Annotated in this window: 14 protein-coding genes and 2 pseudogenes; 6 read left to right on the plus strand and 10 right to left on the minus strand. The window is 68.7% G+C overall.

The genetic code is table 11. The features are described 5' to 3' along the window. The first annotated feature begins 438 nt into the window (after window positions 1–438). Together ACN6LM_RS17045 and ACN6LM_RS17050 are read left to right on the plus strand one after the other, a co-directional pair. Window positions 439–1,296 (plus strand): hypothetical protein, encoded by an 858-nt coding sequence (locus tag ACN6LM_RS17045; RefSeq protein WP_445066201.1) that lies wholly within the window; start codon window positions 439–441, stop codon window positions 1,294–1,296. Window positions 1,297–1,378: 82 nt separating this feature from the next. Further along, window positions 1,379–2,569: a hypothetical protein gene (locus ACN6LM_RS17050; RefSeq protein ID WP_445066202.1), complete on the plus strand. Its 1,191-nt coding sequence runs from the start codon at window positions 1,379–1,381 to the stop codon at window positions 2,567–2,569. Window positions 2,570–2,791: 222 nt separating this feature from the next. Here the strand turns inward: ACN6LM_RS17050 and ACN6LM_RS17055 are convergent. The 7 genes and pseudogenes from ACN6LM_RS17055 to ACN6LM_RS17085 all read right to left on the minus strand — a co-directional run. Beyond that, window positions 2,792–3,015: pseudogene (locus tag ACN6LM_RS17055) on the minus strand (IS481 family transposase); the annotation flags it as partial. A 126-nt stretch (window positions 3,016–3,141) separates the two neighbouring features. After that, window positions 3,142–3,570, minus strand: a complete 429-nt coding sequence (locus tag ACN6LM_RS17060; protein WP_445066246.1) for an ATP-binding protein — start codon at window positions 3,568–3,570, stop codon at window positions 3,142–3,144. 92 nt (window positions 3,571–3,662) lie between these two features. After that, window positions 3,663–4,037 carry an STAS domain-containing protein gene (locus tag ACN6LM_RS17065; RefSeq protein WP_445066203.1) on the minus strand — a complete coding sequence of 125 codons (375 nt, stop codon included), beginning with the start codon at window positions 4,035–4,037 and terminating at the stop codon, window positions 3,663–3,665. 986 nt (window positions 4,038–5,023) lie between these two features. Continuing rightward, window positions 5,024–6,268 carry a glycoside hydrolase family 64 protein gene (locus ACN6LM_RS17070; RefSeq protein WP_445066204.1) on the minus strand — a complete coding sequence of 415 codons (1,245 nt, stop codon included), beginning with the start codon at window positions 6,266–6,268 and terminating at the stop codon, window positions 5,024–5,026. Window positions 6,269–6,798: 530 nt separating this feature from the next. Further along, window positions 6,799–7,002, minus strand: a complete 204-nt coding sequence (locus ACN6LM_RS17075) for a cold-shock protein (RefSeq protein WP_164403683.1) — start codon at window positions 7,000–7,002, stop codon at window positions 6,799–6,801. 426 nt (window positions 7,003–7,428) lie between these two features. Beyond that, a pseudogene (locus ACN6LM_RS17080) lies at window positions 7,429–7,758 on the minus strand (WhiB family transcriptional regulator). Window positions 7,759–7,954: 196 nt separating this feature from the next. Then, window positions 7,955–8,266: a hypothetical protein gene (locus ACN6LM_RS17085; RefSeq protein WP_445066205.1), complete on the minus strand. Its 312-nt coding sequence runs from the start codon at window positions 8,264–8,266 to the stop codon at window positions 7,955–7,957. 54 nt (window positions 8,267–8,320) lie between these two features. Here ACN6LM_RS17085 and ACN6LM_RS17090 point away from each other — a divergent pair, with 54 nt between their 5' ends. The 4 genes from ACN6LM_RS17090 (at window position 8,321) to ACN6LM_RS17105 (ending at window position 13,736) form a co-directional block, all read left to right on the plus strand. Next, window positions 8,321–8,470: a hypothetical protein gene (locus tag ACN6LM_RS17090; RefSeq protein ID WP_445066206.1), complete on the plus strand. Its 150-nt coding sequence runs from the start codon at window positions 8,321–8,323 to the stop codon at window positions 8,468–8,470. A gap of 71 nt (window positions 8,471–8,541) precedes the next feature. Beyond that, window positions 8,542–9,771, plus strand: a complete 1,230-nt coding sequence (locus tag ACN6LM_RS17095; protein WP_445066207.1) for a HEAT repeat domain-containing protein — start codon at window positions 8,542–8,544, stop codon at window positions 9,769–9,771. Between the two features lie 489 nt (window positions 9,772–10,260). Beyond that, entirely contained in the window at window positions 10,261–11,010 is a 750-nt protein-coding gene (locus tag ACN6LM_RS17100; protein ID WP_445066208.1) for a VWA domain-containing protein, read from the plus strand. Between the two features lie 743 nt (window positions 11,011–11,753). Beyond that, window positions 11,754–13,736 (plus strand): discoidin domain-containing protein, encoded by a 1,983-nt coding sequence (locus ACN6LM_RS17105; protein ID WP_445066209.1) that lies wholly within the window; start codon window positions 11,754–11,756, stop codon window positions 13,734–13,736. A 325-nt stretch (window positions 13,737–14,061) separates the two neighbouring features. Here ACN6LM_RS17105 and ACN6LM_RS17110 read toward each other — a convergent pair whose 3' ends face one another. The 3 genes from ACN6LM_RS17110 to ACN6LM_RS17120 form a co-directional block, all read right to left on the minus strand. After that, window positions 14,062–14,496: a hypothetical protein gene (locus ACN6LM_RS17110; RefSeq protein ID WP_445066210.1), complete on the minus strand. Its 435-nt coding sequence runs from the start codon at window positions 14,494–14,496 to the stop codon at window positions 14,062–14,064. Window positions 14,497–14,690: 194 nt separating this feature from the next. Next, window positions 14,691–15,437 (minus strand): DUF2071 domain-containing protein, encoded by a 747-nt coding sequence (locus ACN6LM_RS17115; protein WP_445066211.1) that lies wholly within the window; start codon window positions 15,435–15,437, stop codon window positions 14,691–14,693. Beyond that, on the minus strand, window positions 15,434–15,766 hold the full coding sequence (locus tag ACN6LM_RS17120; RefSeq protein ID WP_445066212.1) for a metalloregulator ArsR/SmtB family transcription factor: 333 nt from the start codon (window positions 15,764–15,766) through the stop codon (window positions 15,434–15,436). Before ACN6LM_RS17120 ends, ACN6LM_RS17115 begins: the two co-directional genes overlap by 4 nt. Window positions 15,767–16,745 lie beyond the last annotated feature (979 nt).

Raw genomic sequence — 16,745 nt, forward strand, 5'->3', positions numbered from 1 at the left:
GCCCGTACTGTGATACGGACGCCGCCGACGCGATCCTGGACAGGCCCCCTGGGAGCGGGGAGACGACATCCACGAAGCCTTCCTCGCCTCACCACCCCCTCATCACACACCGGCACATGAAGAGCCTTTGCGAGGACCTCTTAGGGACGTGCGACCATGCACTGCGTCTGTCCGATGAACAGTGGACCTGTCGCGCCGGGTATTCGAGTTGGCGGGCGGGGTGGCCGCCGTCGAGGCTGAGCGGGCGGGGCCACAGACGGCGTGAGCGCTGGACCGAAAGGGTTTGGCACGGGGCCACACATCGACGATGATCACCTCATGACCACCAGAAAGGGCCATGCCTTCTAGGCAGCCCGCTTCGCTCTCCACCGCTCGCGCACCGCCGCCGCTCACCGCAGCGCCCGAACGCCGTGACCGCCCACCCAGGAGAGCCCGCCCGTGCAGAAGACTGCCCTCGTTCCCTACGCCCACCTTCCCCGAGCGCACCACACCCGTCACGTCCTGACCAGCACCGTCGACGTCTTCGGCACCGCCCACTGGCTGCTTGTCGACCACGCTCCGCAGCCCGGCGGCGATGCCCTGCCCTACGAGGCGCTGGTCGTCTCCGTCCACCCGGGCGGCGACGTCGAACTCACCGAGCTGAGCGCCGTGCGGGCCCGCTGGCCGCACCTGGACCGCCTGCCTGACGGCGGGTTCGTCGTCGCAGCATCCCGCGCCCGCTGGTACGAGGACGCGGACCAGGTCCAGGTCTTCGACGCGCTCGGCCGCGAGGCCTCCTCCTTCTCCGTCGGGGACGCCATCGAGCACATGCTCGTGGACGAGGCCGGCCACATCTGGGTCGGGCACTTCGACGAAAACCCGGTTGGAATCCGCCGCTGGAGCCCCACAGGCCACATCTACTGGACGTCCGACGACGCAAGCATCCCTGGCCTCTTCGACTGCTACTCCCTGAACGTGTCGGGCACCACCGCCTGGGCGTGTACGTACACCGACTTCCCGCTCGTCGAGATACGCCCCGACCGGCCCGTGCGGGTGTGGCCGAACCAGGTACGGGGCGCCAAGGCAGTGGCCATCCACGGCGAGCGGGTCGCCTTCTACGGCGGCTACGGCGAAGAGATGCACCGGCTCACCCGCGGAGAGCTCACCGAAGCCTCCGTCGAGCCAACGGACGTCGGCCTGCTCACCTTGCCCGACGGCCACCTGCCCGGCCGCCGCCGCGCCGTCAGCCGAGGAAGCAGGATCTACGTCCAGGCCGAGCCGTTCACCGCGTGGGGCGTGGTCGACCTCAGCAGCTGAGCCCCGAAAGGAGAGACATGCGGCAAGATGCGGACGCATGCCCCTCTCATCGCGTTTCACCATGCCGGGCCAGGTCCGGGCTGTGGCCACATCCGACCCCTCTGGGCCACTGACCGTGACCGGCTACGGCCCGGATCCGCTGGTGACCGTCATCACGAGGGTCGACTTTTCAGGCCAGGTGGAGTGGCAGCGGACCTACCCCGGGACAGGCAAGCCGCAATCCCGTCTGGCCACGGACGGCGCGCTGTGGCTCGCCTGCCCAGACCGCGACGGTCAGCTCCTGGAAAGTATTCTGCCGGACGGTTCCACTGGGCCCACCGCCCGCCCGGAGTGCCGCGCCGATGAGGAGATCGGGGCAGTCGTCCTCCTCGACGACGGGTTCGTCATTTCCTGGGTCAGCGGCGGCTCCCGCGTGGTCCGTAGGCAACGAAGCCGACTCACCTCCGTACCGGAGCCTCGCGTGGCCCGGTACACGAGGGAGGGGGAGTGCCTCTGGTCCACGCCGATTGCGCTCGGTGCGATCTCATTCCCGGGTGTGGTGGAGATGGGAGACCGGACCGGATGGGAGATCCAGCCGTGCAGACCTTGGGTCCCGGAGGAGATCGGCATTGATCACTGGGAGCCACTGCTCGTCTCGGCCGACCGGATCGCAGCCAGTTTCACCGACACACGGGGTGGCATCGGAAGGACGTTCTTCCTCGACCTGGACAGTGGCGCGACCATCTCGGTTACCGCTCCCGCTCCCACAGGCCGAAAGGCGATAGCTGGCCCTGGCCAGTTCCTGCTCGGATCCCAGGGTTACGGTGCCTTCTCGACCGGCCGTTTCGGCCGGGACGGTGTCGAAACCGCGCGCTGGGCCAGCCATGGGGCAATGCTCGTCGACAAGAACGGCGGTGTCTGCGGCCCGGAGCTCGAAAACAGCCTGCCTTCGCGATCACGCTTCCGGCAGCTCGCACCGGACAACAGCCTGGTGGACGGGCCGCCGCTGACGGGTTACTACACGTCCTACCCCGCGATGGACAGCGAGGGAACCGCGGTGTTCTGGCGAGACGGCAAGCTGCTCGCTGTGGACACGGATCTCGCCGGACACGAGCTATTCGCCATGGATGACAGCCGAGCGGTTATCGGTCGTGCGCTACTGCTGAGCGAAGGCAATGTAGTCGTCTCCCTGGGCAACGAGGTTCTGGTCTTCCGTACACCGCTGGGGACCCTGGCCGAGGGACCCTGGCCATGCGGGGAAGCGAACCTCAGGGGCAATCCTCTCCTGAGCTGAAACTGCCTGCGTGACGGCGGAGGAGACGGAAGCTGAGCGTGGAGCTGGCAGGACGGAGCGCCTACAAGACTCGTTCACACGACGCGCTCAACAGCCATGTCGACTCGCCCTTCAGGCCTTGGTCGACGGGCTCGGGACGGGGTTGCGGTGAGTGGGGCTGTCGGTTCGCCTGTCCAGCTCGGTCCGGAGTTCTTGGATGACCTGGGCATAGACGGCGACGCACCCCAGGGCCCGGTGGCCGCCGCCGTCAGGGATCCTGCCCAGTTTCTTGACGTCGACGTGGACGAGTTCGCCCGGGCACTCACGCGGATCACGGCGCCGGTCGGCCGGTCCATCCACGACAGTCGGTTCAGCCCGTGACGGGTCAGGACGCGGTGGGCGGTCGCGACCGGCAGGCCGAGGACCGAACCGATCCGGTCAGGGCCGAGTTTTCGGGCCCGACGCAGGTCACAGGCCTCGTGCCCGAGGTATCCGGGATTACCGTCGGCGATCTCAGCACGCGCCAGAGCGCAGCCCGAGGCTGATCGGGGAAAGGCCGGGGGGCGCGGGCTCGGGGCGGCCGGGGGCTGGTATCACCCGGTGGCCGGGCCGAAGGCAACGCTGTCCGGGCTGCCGGTAAGGGCGATCAGTGCGCGTAGGCTTTTGCCCACGACTTCCTGACGCACTTCGAAACTCTGGCAGACCAGAAGAACCAGTTCCAGGCCGTGCTGGCCGACACGGGTGGGGTCGGCGGCGGAGGCCACCGGGAGAACCGATCCGGAGTCCCACATGACAATGCCTAGCGTGGTGCCATCGGCTTCCAGGTCCACCAGGCACGGCCCCGGTGCGTACTTGCACACGTTCGTGGCCAGCTCGCTGGCCACCAGTTGCGCCACATCCATAGCCCGTGCGGACACGACCCAGCCGCGGAGGTGCTGCGCGCTCATGAGGAACCCCCGCACGAAATCCCGGACCCTGGCTATGTCACCCGAGACCATCTCGTAGGAGGCGCTGTCCCGCATAACGGCGGTGTCACTCACACGTTCCTCTCCTCGGCCGGCGAGACGCCGCCCGGTGTTCCGTGACTCCCCCGTTGCGAACGGACGTGTTCGGCTCATATCGAAGCAGTACACACCCACATGTACCCGGCACACATACTCTCAGGCCATCCGGCGGGCACGTGCACACCGTCGCGTCCCTCGCTGCGGGGGCAGGCTGCGGCCAGGGCGTCCTGGACGCTCGGGTGGATACGCAGAACCGCGTCGGCGCCAACCACACTCAACAGCCGTGCCAGAGTCGCGGAGGGCGCGGCGATGCGAAGATCGGCTTCCTGGTGGGTGGCCAGCAGCAGCCCAAGAAAGGTGGAGTCGGCAAACGTGATGCCGGCAGCGTCCACCACCACCCCGCCGTGCGCGGCGACAGCGGTGTCGATCTGCGCCTTCAGAGGCGGCAGGGATTCCAGGTCGAACCCTCCGCAAGGGGTGATCACCGGCAGCGGCCCGGATCTGTGGCCTCAGGGTTCAAGGGTTGTCATTACGCAATTATCGCAACCCCGACCGCCGGCCCCTCACCGACCTCCCGATCCAGGTCACTGCCGCCGGCAGCGCATGCGGGACGCCAAGGCCATCGACACAGAGATCGCCGAGATGATGATCACCTGGCCGGTCTCGTCAGCTGAGCCCCGGCACAGAATTCGAGCCTGGGGGAAGGACGCGGAACGAGCTGCGCAGCGCGCGCAGCGGCTGGCCGCGGTCGATGAGGACTGGGACTACCCGTGGCCGCTGAACTGGCAGCTGCACTACCGGGTCCTCGCCGACCTGGTCGACGTCGGCAGGGTCCTGCCGGCCGTCGAGCACCCCCACAGCACCACGCACGAGACACAGAGCCTCTCCCTGCTCCGTCCCACCGCATCCGCTGCGCTGAAGCATCTGCCCCGAAACTGGTGGCTGGTCGAACTGGGTGCAGTCCGCCCGCTGACCTGGCGTGATGATCAGGGACAGCGGGCGGCAGCGGCAGTCCGCGCTCAGGTGGAACTTGCGCGTGCACCCGCCTCGCGAGCGCCCCAGGCCCTCACCTCCAGCACCACCTCCACCAGTCGGGCGACAAGAGTCTGCGACGACGTCTCGTCCTGGCGTTCCATCCCTGCGGCCCCCTCTGATCCCGGGGCCGGAGACGGGTCGGTGCGGGCGCCGGCCGCGGCCTGCACCTGCTGGAGCAGACGTTCCCAGGTTCCGTCGGCCGACCACAGGCCACGGCCCGAACCGTTAAGGCAGTTCACGCCATCGCACCCCGTTCGCACCCGGCGCAGAATTCCCGTCGATCACCTGCCGGTGATCCCGCCACCGGCCACAACGCCCGTTGCCCACCGACAGGAACTGCCGCAGCCGTTCCACTTCGCATCACTCAGATCGCCCCGCCCCACGCCCACAGGAACGACTCGGGCACGGAGCAGTCACATGAACGGCCGGAAAAGTCCTAGTTGAACGGGTCCAGCGTGATGTATGCCTGCTGCGGGTCGCCGTCGTGCACGAGCGATTCGTGCGCGCCCACGTCGTCGAAGGCGAAGCCGTATGCCTTGCCGTCGGCCATCTGGGCGTGGATTTTGGCGGAGTAGTGATTGGTGACCGCGTCCTTGTAGAAGTTTGTGTCGTTCGCGTCGGGCTGGTTGGGGTTGCTCAGCAGCGTCGACCGGTTGTATCCGGCGCACAGGGTGCGGGAGATGGGCCCCCGGACGAGGTCGTTGGGCGCGTCGAGGAGCTTGTAGCAGCCGAAGATGCTGTCCGAGTCGGGCTTCTGGAAGCTGGTGACGACTGCTCCCGTGCTGTTGGTGAAGTTCATGGTGTTGCCCTGGACCCGTCCGAAGTACTTGGTGTTCGGCTGGTCCGCGAACGGCTGGACGGTCAGAGTCTGCGAGGAGTACTTGCTCCACACCCGGTTGACGTAGTCGTTCATGACCGCGGCCGACAGCGCCCCGGCCTCGATGCCATGGCCAGGGGCGAGCGCCCGCAGGGGCGTCCCGTCGGAGCGGGTCCTGATGAGCCCGCCCCAGCCACCGGGCTGACTGCGCAGGGAGTCGAAGAACGCCTTGTAGCCACCGGGCTTGAGGTGGCCTGTCGTCAGGGTGGTCCCGTTCGGACGCTTCACCCCGACCGCGTAAGGGGCGGAGAACATGTCGACCTGGGTGCTGTTGATCCACAGGCCGGCGTCGTTGAGCGTGTACTCGGTCCAGTTGAAGAGGATGTTCGCGTTCGGGTCGCTCGGATTTTGCACCGCGGGCTGCACCAAGCCGCCGGTGGTGAGCTTGAAGACGAGCTTCTGCCCATAGGAGAAGTAGACTCGGCCGGAGAACTTGGGCATCCGGATCGTCTTCGACTGTCCCACGGCCGGGCCCGCGATAGACGCGTCGGGGGCGGGCGTCGGCGGGTTGCCACCGACGGGCCATGGATGGAAGGTGCCGCTCACGTCCGCCCAGCCCTGGCGTCCTGACGAGAGCTCGGTGCCGATCACATAGACGTACACCTGCTCGCCGCGTCCGGAGTTGTTGGTCAGCGTGAGCGGGATCGTCGCGGGGACGGCCGCAGCCTCGGTGGCGGCGGTGACCTGGGTAGCAACGAGGCATCCACCGGCCAGTGTGAGCGCGGCAACCAAGGCGGCAGCCCTGGTGCGGCGGGTACGGGGCGTGCGGGGCGTGCGGGGCGCGAAAGGAAGGTTGGCAGACAAGCTCAACTCCTCATCCGGAAGGCCGTGCTGTGGAGGTAGCCAGCGCGAGGCGCCTGAAGCGATCCTGAGAGCGCTCTCAGGGCGATTTCCGAAGCGTATCGACGGGTCAGGAACACGTCAATATTCTGGTCTGGACCAGAATTCGACCCCACCACCAGGAGAGATCACGCGACTTAGCGAAGCACTACTAGGGCGTGTTTCGAAAGTAGCGCCGTCCGCCCGGAGGACGGGTCCGGCGGCGTCTGGTGCGTGCGATCGCAAGGCGGAGGGTCGCCCCGATACCGGGTATATCGGGGCGATCCCGACAACGCGGCGAGCGTGCGTGCCAGACGTCGCCGGACAGGCGGGACTTTCGCAACACCCCCTAGCCGCCCTTCAAGATGGCCATGGACTGCACACCGAGGCGGCGGCACTTGACGTGCGTGCCGTTGAGGCGGCGCGCGGCCCAGAATTCGAGCCGGGCGTCACAGCACGACCACCGGGGCGGCTGCCGGACCGGCAGCTGCCCCGGTGGTCGTCGCTTCGCCCGGTCAGCCGCGGACGATGTTCTGCGCCTGCGGTCCCTTCTGCCCCTGCCCGATGTCGAAGGTGACGTGCTCGCCCTCCGTGAGCTCGCGGTACCCGCTGCCCTGGATCTCGGAGTAGTGCGCGAAGACGTCCGCGCCCCCGCCGTCCTGCGCGATGAACCCGAAGCCCTTCTCGGAGTTGAACCACTTCACAATGCCGCTGGCCATACTGATGATCCTTCGCTCATACCCGGGAACACGGCCCGACCATCCGTGCGTGCTCCGGTCCCTGGCAGCAGGAACCGCAAACGTTCTACCCCGCCCGGTCGCATTTATCCGATCAACGACACGCCCAGCCCCAAAGACCACCCCGCGCCCGCGTCCCGAACTCCTGAACCCTTGCCTTTTTCCACCTCGGCACCTGCGCCCCGACCTGCGCAAATCCCGTCCACCAACAGGACTGAAGAAACGCCCCGCTGCCAGGCCCGGCAGCTGAACGCTGTGGCCGGCGGCAGAACTGCCAGCCGGAAAACGACCAGTTACGGCGCGGCCGAGGCCGGGGCGGCGCCGGTTCGTCGGTCCGCTTTGCCCGGTGACCAACCTGTCGTATACGCACCTCATTGCCCGCAAGGCACGCACCCCGTGCCGGGGAGGTCACCCGACGCTCTCGCAGACCAGTTTCTCGTCACCGGGTCCGGTAAGACGGTCATGTTCGTAGCGGGCGGCGTCGAGGAGGCGGCTCCAGGAGGTGACCAGGGGGCGGCACCGCAACAGCCCTCCGCGCTCCCGCTCGGTCATACCGCCTCAGATTCCGTGCTCGATCCGGTGGTCCAGGGCGTAGGCCAGGCATTCGGCGCGCACCGGACAGCCGGTGCAAAGGGCTTTGGCGCTGTTCCGGGCTGCGCCGGCCACGAACAGCTCGTCCGGATCGGCTGTGCGGCCGACCGCGTGGCTGTGCCGGGCTTCCTGATCGTCCCCGTTCACCCGAGGCCGTCCTCTCCCCCAGTTCCGGCCCACCGGCATTCCCGGACCAGGCGGGTGAACGAACGGGATGGCATAGGCCGCCGGCATCGGTGGAATCGGCTCTGCAACCCTCCTTGCGAGTGAACGGAGCTTGACACGAGCAACCGCAGCAGGCTGCGAACTCGCTCTCGCCCGGTCGGTGCCGAGTACGGGGTGCTCAGAACGCGTCGCCCCACCCGAAGGTGATGTTGTACGCGCGCTGAAGCGCGTGCCGCCCATGGTCCTTGTCGGCGTAGACCCAGGCGAGGGCTGCGGAAAACCAGAGCAGAAACGCGGCGCTGACGATGCCCAGAGCGACCAGCTTGCCGTACCAGGCCAGGAGGGCAAGGGCGGTGGTTACGACCGCTGCGCCGAGGTGGGCTCCCCTGGAGTCGAGCAGTGCGTTTCTGCGCGCCTCTCTGCGCTGGGCCCGTTCCGCGGCGAAGCGCTCCTCTCGCACGGACTGCGGTTCGTTCTCTTCGAAGTTCATCTCATATCCCCTTGCCTGAAGCTACATGGCCTCCGGGCGCAGAGGAGCCTTTGGGTGACCGTGCGGGACCGGTGGATGGGGACTCCGGCGGCCCAGGGCAACATGTGCCCGCTGAGCGGGCGTTGCGGGCCGCCGCAGCACGGGGACTTCGTGGACGCGGAGCTACCGCACGGCCTGGTCGCCGAGCAGCTCGTGGCCGCGTGAGTTCTCGTTCCCGGCCGGCCGTTGCCGCCGATTAGTCTGCCCACCGGACAACTGAGTACGGGGGCGAGGCCGTGTCGGGGCAACAACTGGTCGCCGAAGTGCGGGCCGGGCGTGCGCATCTCGTGCGGGAGGCACTGTGGGCGGGCGCCGACCCGGAGACGACGGATGCCGACGGGGTCCCCGTACTGTGCGTTGCCGTCGCCGCGTTCGACGGGCATGTGGCGGACGCGCTGCTGGATGCCGGTGCCGATCCGCTGCGGCCGCTGCCGGACGGGAGCACGCCGCTGCTGCGGGCCGTGATCTCCGGCAACGCCGGCCTGGCCGCCGCCCTGCTCGGACAGGCCGCGGACCGGCTCACGGAGGGGGGCCGGGCCGAGCTCCTGGCCCGTGCGGGACGCTGGCGCGGGACCGGGGCCGAAGCGGGGCTGCGCCTCGCGACCGGTGCGACGGGTCCGGTGGTGCGCCGCAGGATCGCGGATGACTTCGGCGTCACCGCGTACGACATGCTCACGCTCGACGGCATGAGCGTGTACGACGGCCATTGCGCCGTTCTCACCCGTCTGGAGGCGATGTGCGGTGTGCACCGGCCGTTCGATGTCCTGCTCGCCCGTGCGCTGGCCCGTGCCGACGGGGACCACGCCGACTGGACGGAGGTGGTCGCGGTGCTCGCCGAACGGTGCTGTACGGAGGCCTGGGACCGGGTGCCGGCCCTTCGTTCGGCCTCCGACCCTCTGTGGCGGCTGTTCGCCGCGGATCTCGTGCGTCAGCTCCTCGCCCTCGACGCGGAGTCCGCTGAGCGACGGGCCGCAGACGTCCTTGTTCCATGGGCCGCCGCGGAGACGGACCCGGCGGCGCTCGCGTCGGTGCTCAGCGGGCTGACGTACGTCGACGATCCGGCGGCCGAGGGTGTGGGACTTGCTCACCGCGCGCACCCCGGACCCCGCGTACGCATGGTGGTGCCGTCCTTGCTGCAAAGGACGCGGGACGCGTACACCCACCCCGAGGCGTGGAACGTGCTCACCGCACTGGCCCGCGATCCCGAGGCCCGGGTTCGCGCGGCCGTGTGTGAGCTGTTGTACGAGTTCGAGGGCTGCGGCCCCGCCGGGGCCGACATACTGGCCGGATTCCTGGGCGAGGACGACCAGTTGGTTCGGATCAAGGCCGTGAGCGGCCTCGCCCTGGCCGACGACTCCCGCTGCGTGGAGGGTGCCCGGCAGATCGGTCCGGTCGACCGGTCGAAGTGGCCGGACACCTGGATCCTGGACGCGGCGACGCGCTACGAGCAGCGGCACGGCCGCTGAGCGGGCTCTCGCCTCCCCGGGCCGGGTGTCGCTGTCGCCGCGCGGGATCAGCCGAGCCGGGTGCCCGTGCCCTGGGCCAGCCGGTGGTAGCGGGCGGGACCTGGGGCAGTGGTGCCCGAGAAGGCTCGAAGGCAGCACCGCCCCAGTCGTCTCAGGCGGTGCCGGCGCGCTATCGGCAATCGTCTGGTGCGGCATCGGCGGCCATCAGCCCGACTGACCAGCGGAAAGGGCCGCGCTTCAAGGTCTTCTCCCTTGAGTTGGACGTGCGCCTCTTTGCGGAGCAGCGGTGCCACACTTCCCGACTTCGCCTCGTGTAAGGGCAGAGAGTGGCCAACTTGGCCATGGAGTGGTGCAGATGCTCTCTTTCGGCGAGAATTCACCGAGCAGCAGTGTCGATGCCGGGCCTGGAAATCGCGCCCGCGCGCATGACCACCGGCTCCTGTCCAGGCGAACGGTTCACGCCATCGGGGGCCCCGGCAAGATGGGAACGTGAGTTCAACGAACAGCCGGGGGCCCGTTCCGGCCATCAGCCTGTCCAAAGTAATCGAGTACGCGCCCGACCTGGTGCCCCACTACGAGGCGGCGGGCAGCAGTATCCGGGCCCATGGGCTGGAAGGAACGCGGGCCGCCGTGTACCTGGTGCTGGACCGTTCCGGGTCGATGCGGCCCTACTACCGGGACGGCACCATGCAGCGGCTGGCCGAGCAGGTGCTGTCGCTGTCGGCGCACCTCGACGACGACGGTGTCGTCCCGGTGGTGTTCTTCTCCACTGACGTCGACGGATCCACCGATCTGGAGCTGGGCCGGCACCAGGGGCACGTCAGCAAGATGCACGAGAGCCTCGGCCACATGGGCCGTACCAACTACCACTGGGCGATGGACGCGGTCATAGATCACTACGTGGACTCGGACGGCAGCGCCCCCGCCCTGGTCGTCTTCCAGACCGACGGGGGGCCGACCAGCAGGCTCGCCGCCGAGCGATATCTCTGCAAAGCGGCCCGGATGCCGCTGTTCTGGCAGTTCATCGGGTTCGGTAATCCTCAGGACAACGAGTTCGCGTTCCTGCGCAAGCTCGACACCCTCGCCGTTCCCGCTCGTCGCGTCGTGGACAACGCGGGCTTCTTCCACGCCGGCCGTATGCCGGGCGACGTCGACGACGATGTGCTCTTCGATCAGCTTCTGCAAGAGTTCCCGCAATGGATCGAGGCCGCGCGCGCCGCGCGGGTACTGGAAGCCTGACGCTTTCGCTGAGCCCGGGAGACGCGGGCGGGGAGAGCAAGGGCATATGCACCTTGAGCACAGTTTGCTGACCGATGCCTCGAAAGAAGGCAGGACATGACGTACGCAGCGCCCAACTGGCGCAGGGAAAGGATTGAGCGCGTCCGCTGCTTCTGATTCTGGGCGGGCCGGGGGCTCCTCTTCTGGGCCACAAGCGGATCTGCTCACACAGCTGCACGCCTTCGCCGAGGTGATGCCCCGGACACCCGGCGGGCGCGTCCTCACCGAGCTCATCGGCACCTACCAACCAAACCGAGGTGCAACTGGCCGCCTCCCACCGGGACCTGTACTCCGCCCCACGCCGCAGGCTCGCGGGCGAGCGGCTGTGGCACGCCCGGCACAGGCGCAGATCCGCCCCGACGTCGACGTGCAGGTCATGGTGGACCAGCTCTGGGGAGGCCATCTACCACCGCCTCCTGATACCCGACGAGCGGGTCACCGAGGCCTTCGTCACCGCCCCGGTCGACAATTCCACCTCGGGGTCACCGCCGCCCGGCACCCGACTCGGCCGGTCGAGCCGGGCGGCCCCGTGCGGGACCGCCTCCCCGCCCGCACGAAAGCTCTGTTTTTTCATCCTCATGACGGCCTCTTGCGATGCCGTGTTCACGTCAATACAGTTCCCCGTGTAAAGTTGCAGCGCTACCGGTGGCCCGTCCGCGGCCCCGCGGGGCGCCGCAGTGGAGAACTGATCGAAGGAGCCCTGGGTGGGATTCACGCGGCGCACGTTCTTACAAGCGGCGACGGCGGCGGGACTGACAGGAGTCATCGCGGGCGGGGAGGCCACGCTCGCGCACGCGGCGCCCGCGGCCAGCGGCCCGGGCGACGTGGTCGGCAAGGTGACCGTGGGGTACCAGGGCTGGTTCGCCTGCAAGGGCGACGGCGCCCCGATCGACGGCTGGTGGCACTGGGCAAGGAACTGGGGGGAGACCCCCTCCCCGTCCAACCACGCCATCGTCGCCTGGCCCGATGTCCGTGAGTACCCGGCCACCTACCGGACCGCCTTCGGCAACCTCGGCAACGGGCAGCCGGCCTCATTGTTCTCGTCCTACGACCAGTCCACCGTCGACACCCACTTCCGATGGATGAAGCAGTACGGCATCGACGCCGCGGCCCTCCAGCGGTTCAACCCGACCGGCGGCGAAGGGCCGACGCGCGACGCGATGGCGAGCAAGGTTCGCGCCGCCGCGGAGGCTGAGGGGGTCAAGTTCTACATCATGTACGACGTGTCCGACTGGACGTCCATGCAGACGGACATCAAGGCCGACTGGACCGCCAAGATGCGTGCGCACACCGCTTCTTCGGCGTATGCCCGGCAGAACGGCATGCCGGTGGTGTGCATCTGGGGCTTCGGCTTCAATGACGCCCAGCGGCCGTTCACCCCGGAAGCCTGTCTGGACGTGCTGAACTGGTTCAAGGCCCAGGGCTGTTACGTCATCGGCGGGGTTCCGACCTGGTGGCGAACGGGCGACCGGGACTCCCGGCCGGGCTTCAGCGGCGTCTACCACGCCTTCGACATGCTCTCGCCATGGCTGGTCGGCCGGATCGGCAACGCCGGTGACGCAGACAACTTTTACAACGTCGCCACCCTGCCGGACCTCGCCGAGTGCACCGCGCACGGAATCGACTACCAGCCGTGCGTCCTGCCCGGCGGGGTCACCGAACGCCAGCGCGCCCACGGCGACTTCATGTGGCGGCAGTTCTACAACATGGGCCGGGCCGGGGTACCCAGCGTCTACATCTCCATGTTCGACGAGTACAACGAGGGCAACCAGATCGCCAAGACCGCGGAGTCCCGGGACTGGGTCCCCACCGGGTCGGGCTTCCTCGCGCTCGACGAGGACGGCACCGCCTGCTCGTCCGACTATTACCTCCGGCTGACCGGTGACGGCGGCCGCATGCTCAAGGGCCGGCTCCCCGTCACCGCCACCCGGCCGACCCCGCCGCTCGTCGGCGGCAACGGCAACCAGCCGCCGACCGCCCCCGGCAATCCGCGTGCCACCACCGTCACCGACACCACCGTCGCGCTGGCCTGGACCGCCTCGACGGACGACTCCGGTGTGACGGGGTACCGCGTGCGCCGGATCACCGGTGACACGGCCACCCCCGTGGGCACCGCTCCGGGGAACACCACCACGTACATATTGAGCGGTCTCTCCCCGTCGACCTCGTACACCTTCGACGTCCAGGCGCTCGACTCAGCAGGCTCCGTGTCCGCGGCCTCGGCCCGGGTCACCGTCACCACGGCGACGGGCGGCGGCACCCCAACCGGCGACCTGGCGCTGCGCCGGCCGGTCTCCGAAAGCAGCCACACGCAGACGTACGGCGCGAGCAACGCCGTGGACGGCGATCCGGGCACGTACTGGGAGAGCGCCAACCACGCCTTCCCCCAGTGGCTCCAAGTCGACCTGGGCGCTACCACAGGCGTCCGGCGCGTCGTTCTCGCCCTGCCGCCGTCCACCAGCTGGGGCGCGCGCACGCAGACCGTCACCGTCCAGGGCAGCACCGACGGCGCCTCCTTCTCCGTGCTGCGCGGCAGCACGGACTGCTCCTTCGACCCGCTCACCGGGAACACCGCCACTCTGACCCTCCCCGCCTCCACGACCACCCGCCATCTGCGGCTCGTCGTCACCGCCAACACGGGCTGGCCCGCGGGCCAGATCGCGCAGCTCCAGGTGTACGGCACCTGATCTCGGCCGCGGCCGACGGCCAGGCACGACAAGTTCACCCGGAGGCCAGCGGAGCGTAGAAGCCCTGCGGCAGTACATCGCACACGGAGGGAAAACCACCGTCGGCTGGTTGCTCAGGCGAAGGCGGCTGTGCCAGCCGACACAGTCCGGTGCCCAGGCCCCTCCGCCCTACCGGCTCAGCGGACGCCCTGGCCACTGTCTCATCCGCCCGTTCTGGTGCGACGCCCAGGCTGCTCTCCTCGGATTCCCTTGCAGTTCCTCAGGCGCCGGGCGACCACCGTCCTGAGCAAGCGGACACAAAGCATCAGGCATTTGACCGGTCGCGTCATCCGCCCCCAGGGACTCGGGCGAGAACGAGCCCCCGGACATCGGTGGCTCCGGTCGCCCGGAGCCGGAGTGCGACCTGTTGGAGTTGCGGTCCGGTGGTGAAGACGGTGTCGCGTTCGACGGCGGGCCAGGCGGAGGTGAGAGCGAGCCGGTCGTGCTGGTCCGAGGTGAGCGTGTCACGGGTCGCGCGCTGGATGAGCTGGTGGACACGGACGGCTTGATGGGGGGTGGCGGGGGTGCGGTCGACGAGGCCGAGCCGGTGCAGGGCCCGCAGAGCGAGCACGGCGTTCTCGGCCGAGGCTGCGCCCAGCTCGTGGATGCCGCCCGCGCCGGTTGAGGTGCGGTGCTCGGTGAGGTGCGTGAGGGCGGCTTGATCGGTGAGGACCGTAGCGGGGATGCCGTTGAGGCCGAGGAAGGCGGCCGGCTGGAGCATGGGGCGGGCCAGGCCTGCCGGGCCGATCTGGTTGGCACGTCCGATGGACCTGATCGCCCCTCTCAGCGCGTATGGGGCTGGCGGCCGCGCCTCTGACGACCCGCTCCCGGCGCCCCGGACGGTTCGTTCTTCTGGGAGGGCAACATTGCCTGATCACACCGGCCGAGTTCGCGACCACACTGTGACTGAGCGTTTCACTTGGCGAGTTGAGCGCCTCGGTTGGCGGCCATGGCGGGGAGGGGGCGCCAGTTGGCGGGGACGTCGCGCATGATCAAGGCACAGTCCAAGGTCGCGCTCCCTGGTGGGAAGCGCTCCGGGTCGTCGAAGAATGATGACGCGGCGGAGCGAACCCGGCCGGCTTCCACGTGCCAGGCGTCGGTGTGCAGTTCCATGCCGTCCAGGTAGCGGCCGGAGCGGGTGGCCGAGTAGCCCTTGGCCCCGTCTCGGAAGAAGCGGGAGGCCTCGGCGAGATCGGCGAAGAGTTCGCTGTCTCGCAGCTCGCCGGACGGCTCGACAGTGACGTCCGCCCGGGTGTCGTCGTCCCACGTCGCGAAGGCGACACGCATTTGGCCGGGTATTTCGTGCACCTCGAAACCGGCGCGGCCGTGTTTCCCGGGGAAGATACGGCCTCCGGCCCAGACATTCAGCCGCGAGGCGGTGTCGCGACGTGGGATGTAGACGCCGGTCTCCACGCCATCCGATCCGTCCCATTCGACGGCGATCCGATGCGCCGCGTTCTCGCTGCGCAGCCCGAATGCCTTGGGGGCCCAGACCGGCCGGACACTTCCCAGCCGCAGGAGGCATATGCCTGCGACCGCGTGACCGTGCACCAGTTGCGGGCGCAACGGCAGGGGAAGCAGGCGTGCCGCAGTGTCCGGGGCGACTCGGTAGTTCACCAAAAGCCGTCGTTCAACGACGCTGGACAGGCGTGGTTGCCTCATGATCCCTCGCTCTGCGCCCCGGGGCGCCATGTGGTGTGGCGCAGGACGATCTGTTCGGGGCAGACGGCGCTGAGAAACCGACCGATGCATGTGGCCAGGCGGTCCTCGGCCAGTGTGTAGAGGATCCGGTTGCCGTCCCGGCGCTCGGTGACCAGTCCGGCTCCCCTGAGCACGCCGAGATGCCGTGAAATGGACGGCGCGCTGATCGCGAACCGGCTCGCGATCTCCCCTGCCGCGAGCTCACCACCTCTTAGGTCTTCGAGGATCTGGCGCCTCGTGGGATCAGCGAGGGCACGGAAGGCCCCCGCCTCATCCTGAGCTTCTGTCATGGCAGGTATATAGCACATAAGCTAAATACCTAACAATGGGCCGGATGGGCGAATCCCGTGTCCGTGGAGGCGAGGCCGAGCTGGGTGTGGTGGAACCACGTGTCGCCGAGCCTGGTGCCTTCGTTCTTGGTGGTTCGGGCACGCTTGGCCTGTAGGCGGCTCCGCCAACGGTGATGCTGGTGAGCTGATTGCAGTCCGACCACGACTCCCCTCTGCGGGCAGTTCCGCCAGCCGGGGCGGCGCCGGTTTCGTTGCCGGCGGCCGCTTCGAGGACAAGGAACAGCTGATCAACGCTCTCACCGAGCGGATGCTGGACCGCCGCAAGGAGTACGTCGCCGGGAAGCTCCGCGAGGCCGAGCCGTCCCTGTCCGGTCTCATGGGTGCCTACGCACACGCCCTAATGCAGTCCTGCGCCGACAGCAGCAATCTCATCCCCGAGCTGCTGCGTGCACGAGGTGCCAGTCCCACCAACCGCGGCGCGCATACCATCACCGAGGTCCACCGGTTCCTGCTCGAAGCGGCGGGCTCCCTACACGAAGGAGATCCGCCGCTCCGACCCGCAGGCGGCGCTGGACACGGCGGCCCGCGCCCTCCTTGGCGCCTGTATTCACCACTCTGTACGACCCGGCCCGATGACCGGCGAAACAGCCCGAGGCCGGTAAGCGGACGAACTCGCCGACATAGCCGTCGTCGCCTACCTCCTCACCCCCGACCGTCAGGGGCCCGCCCGCACCTCACCGACACCTTGGTGAGATGCGCATGCAGCAGTTCCTGATGTGCCTGTTCCACCTCAGTACATGGCACCGCCGCCGGAGGTCGCGCTCGCCCTCCATGCTGTCGTCGCCCTCGTCCCCAACGAGGGCGTGCGTCCACATCTGGGTCCGTTGGACGGCCCGGATCCTCTGGACGAGGGCTCTCGGGCCCCTCTCCCGGTACCGGGACCGGCGCCGACCTGTGCTCGGGCCGCAGGCGCTGCCAC

Source organism: Streptomyces sp. SAS_281 (genome assembly GCF_052542855.1).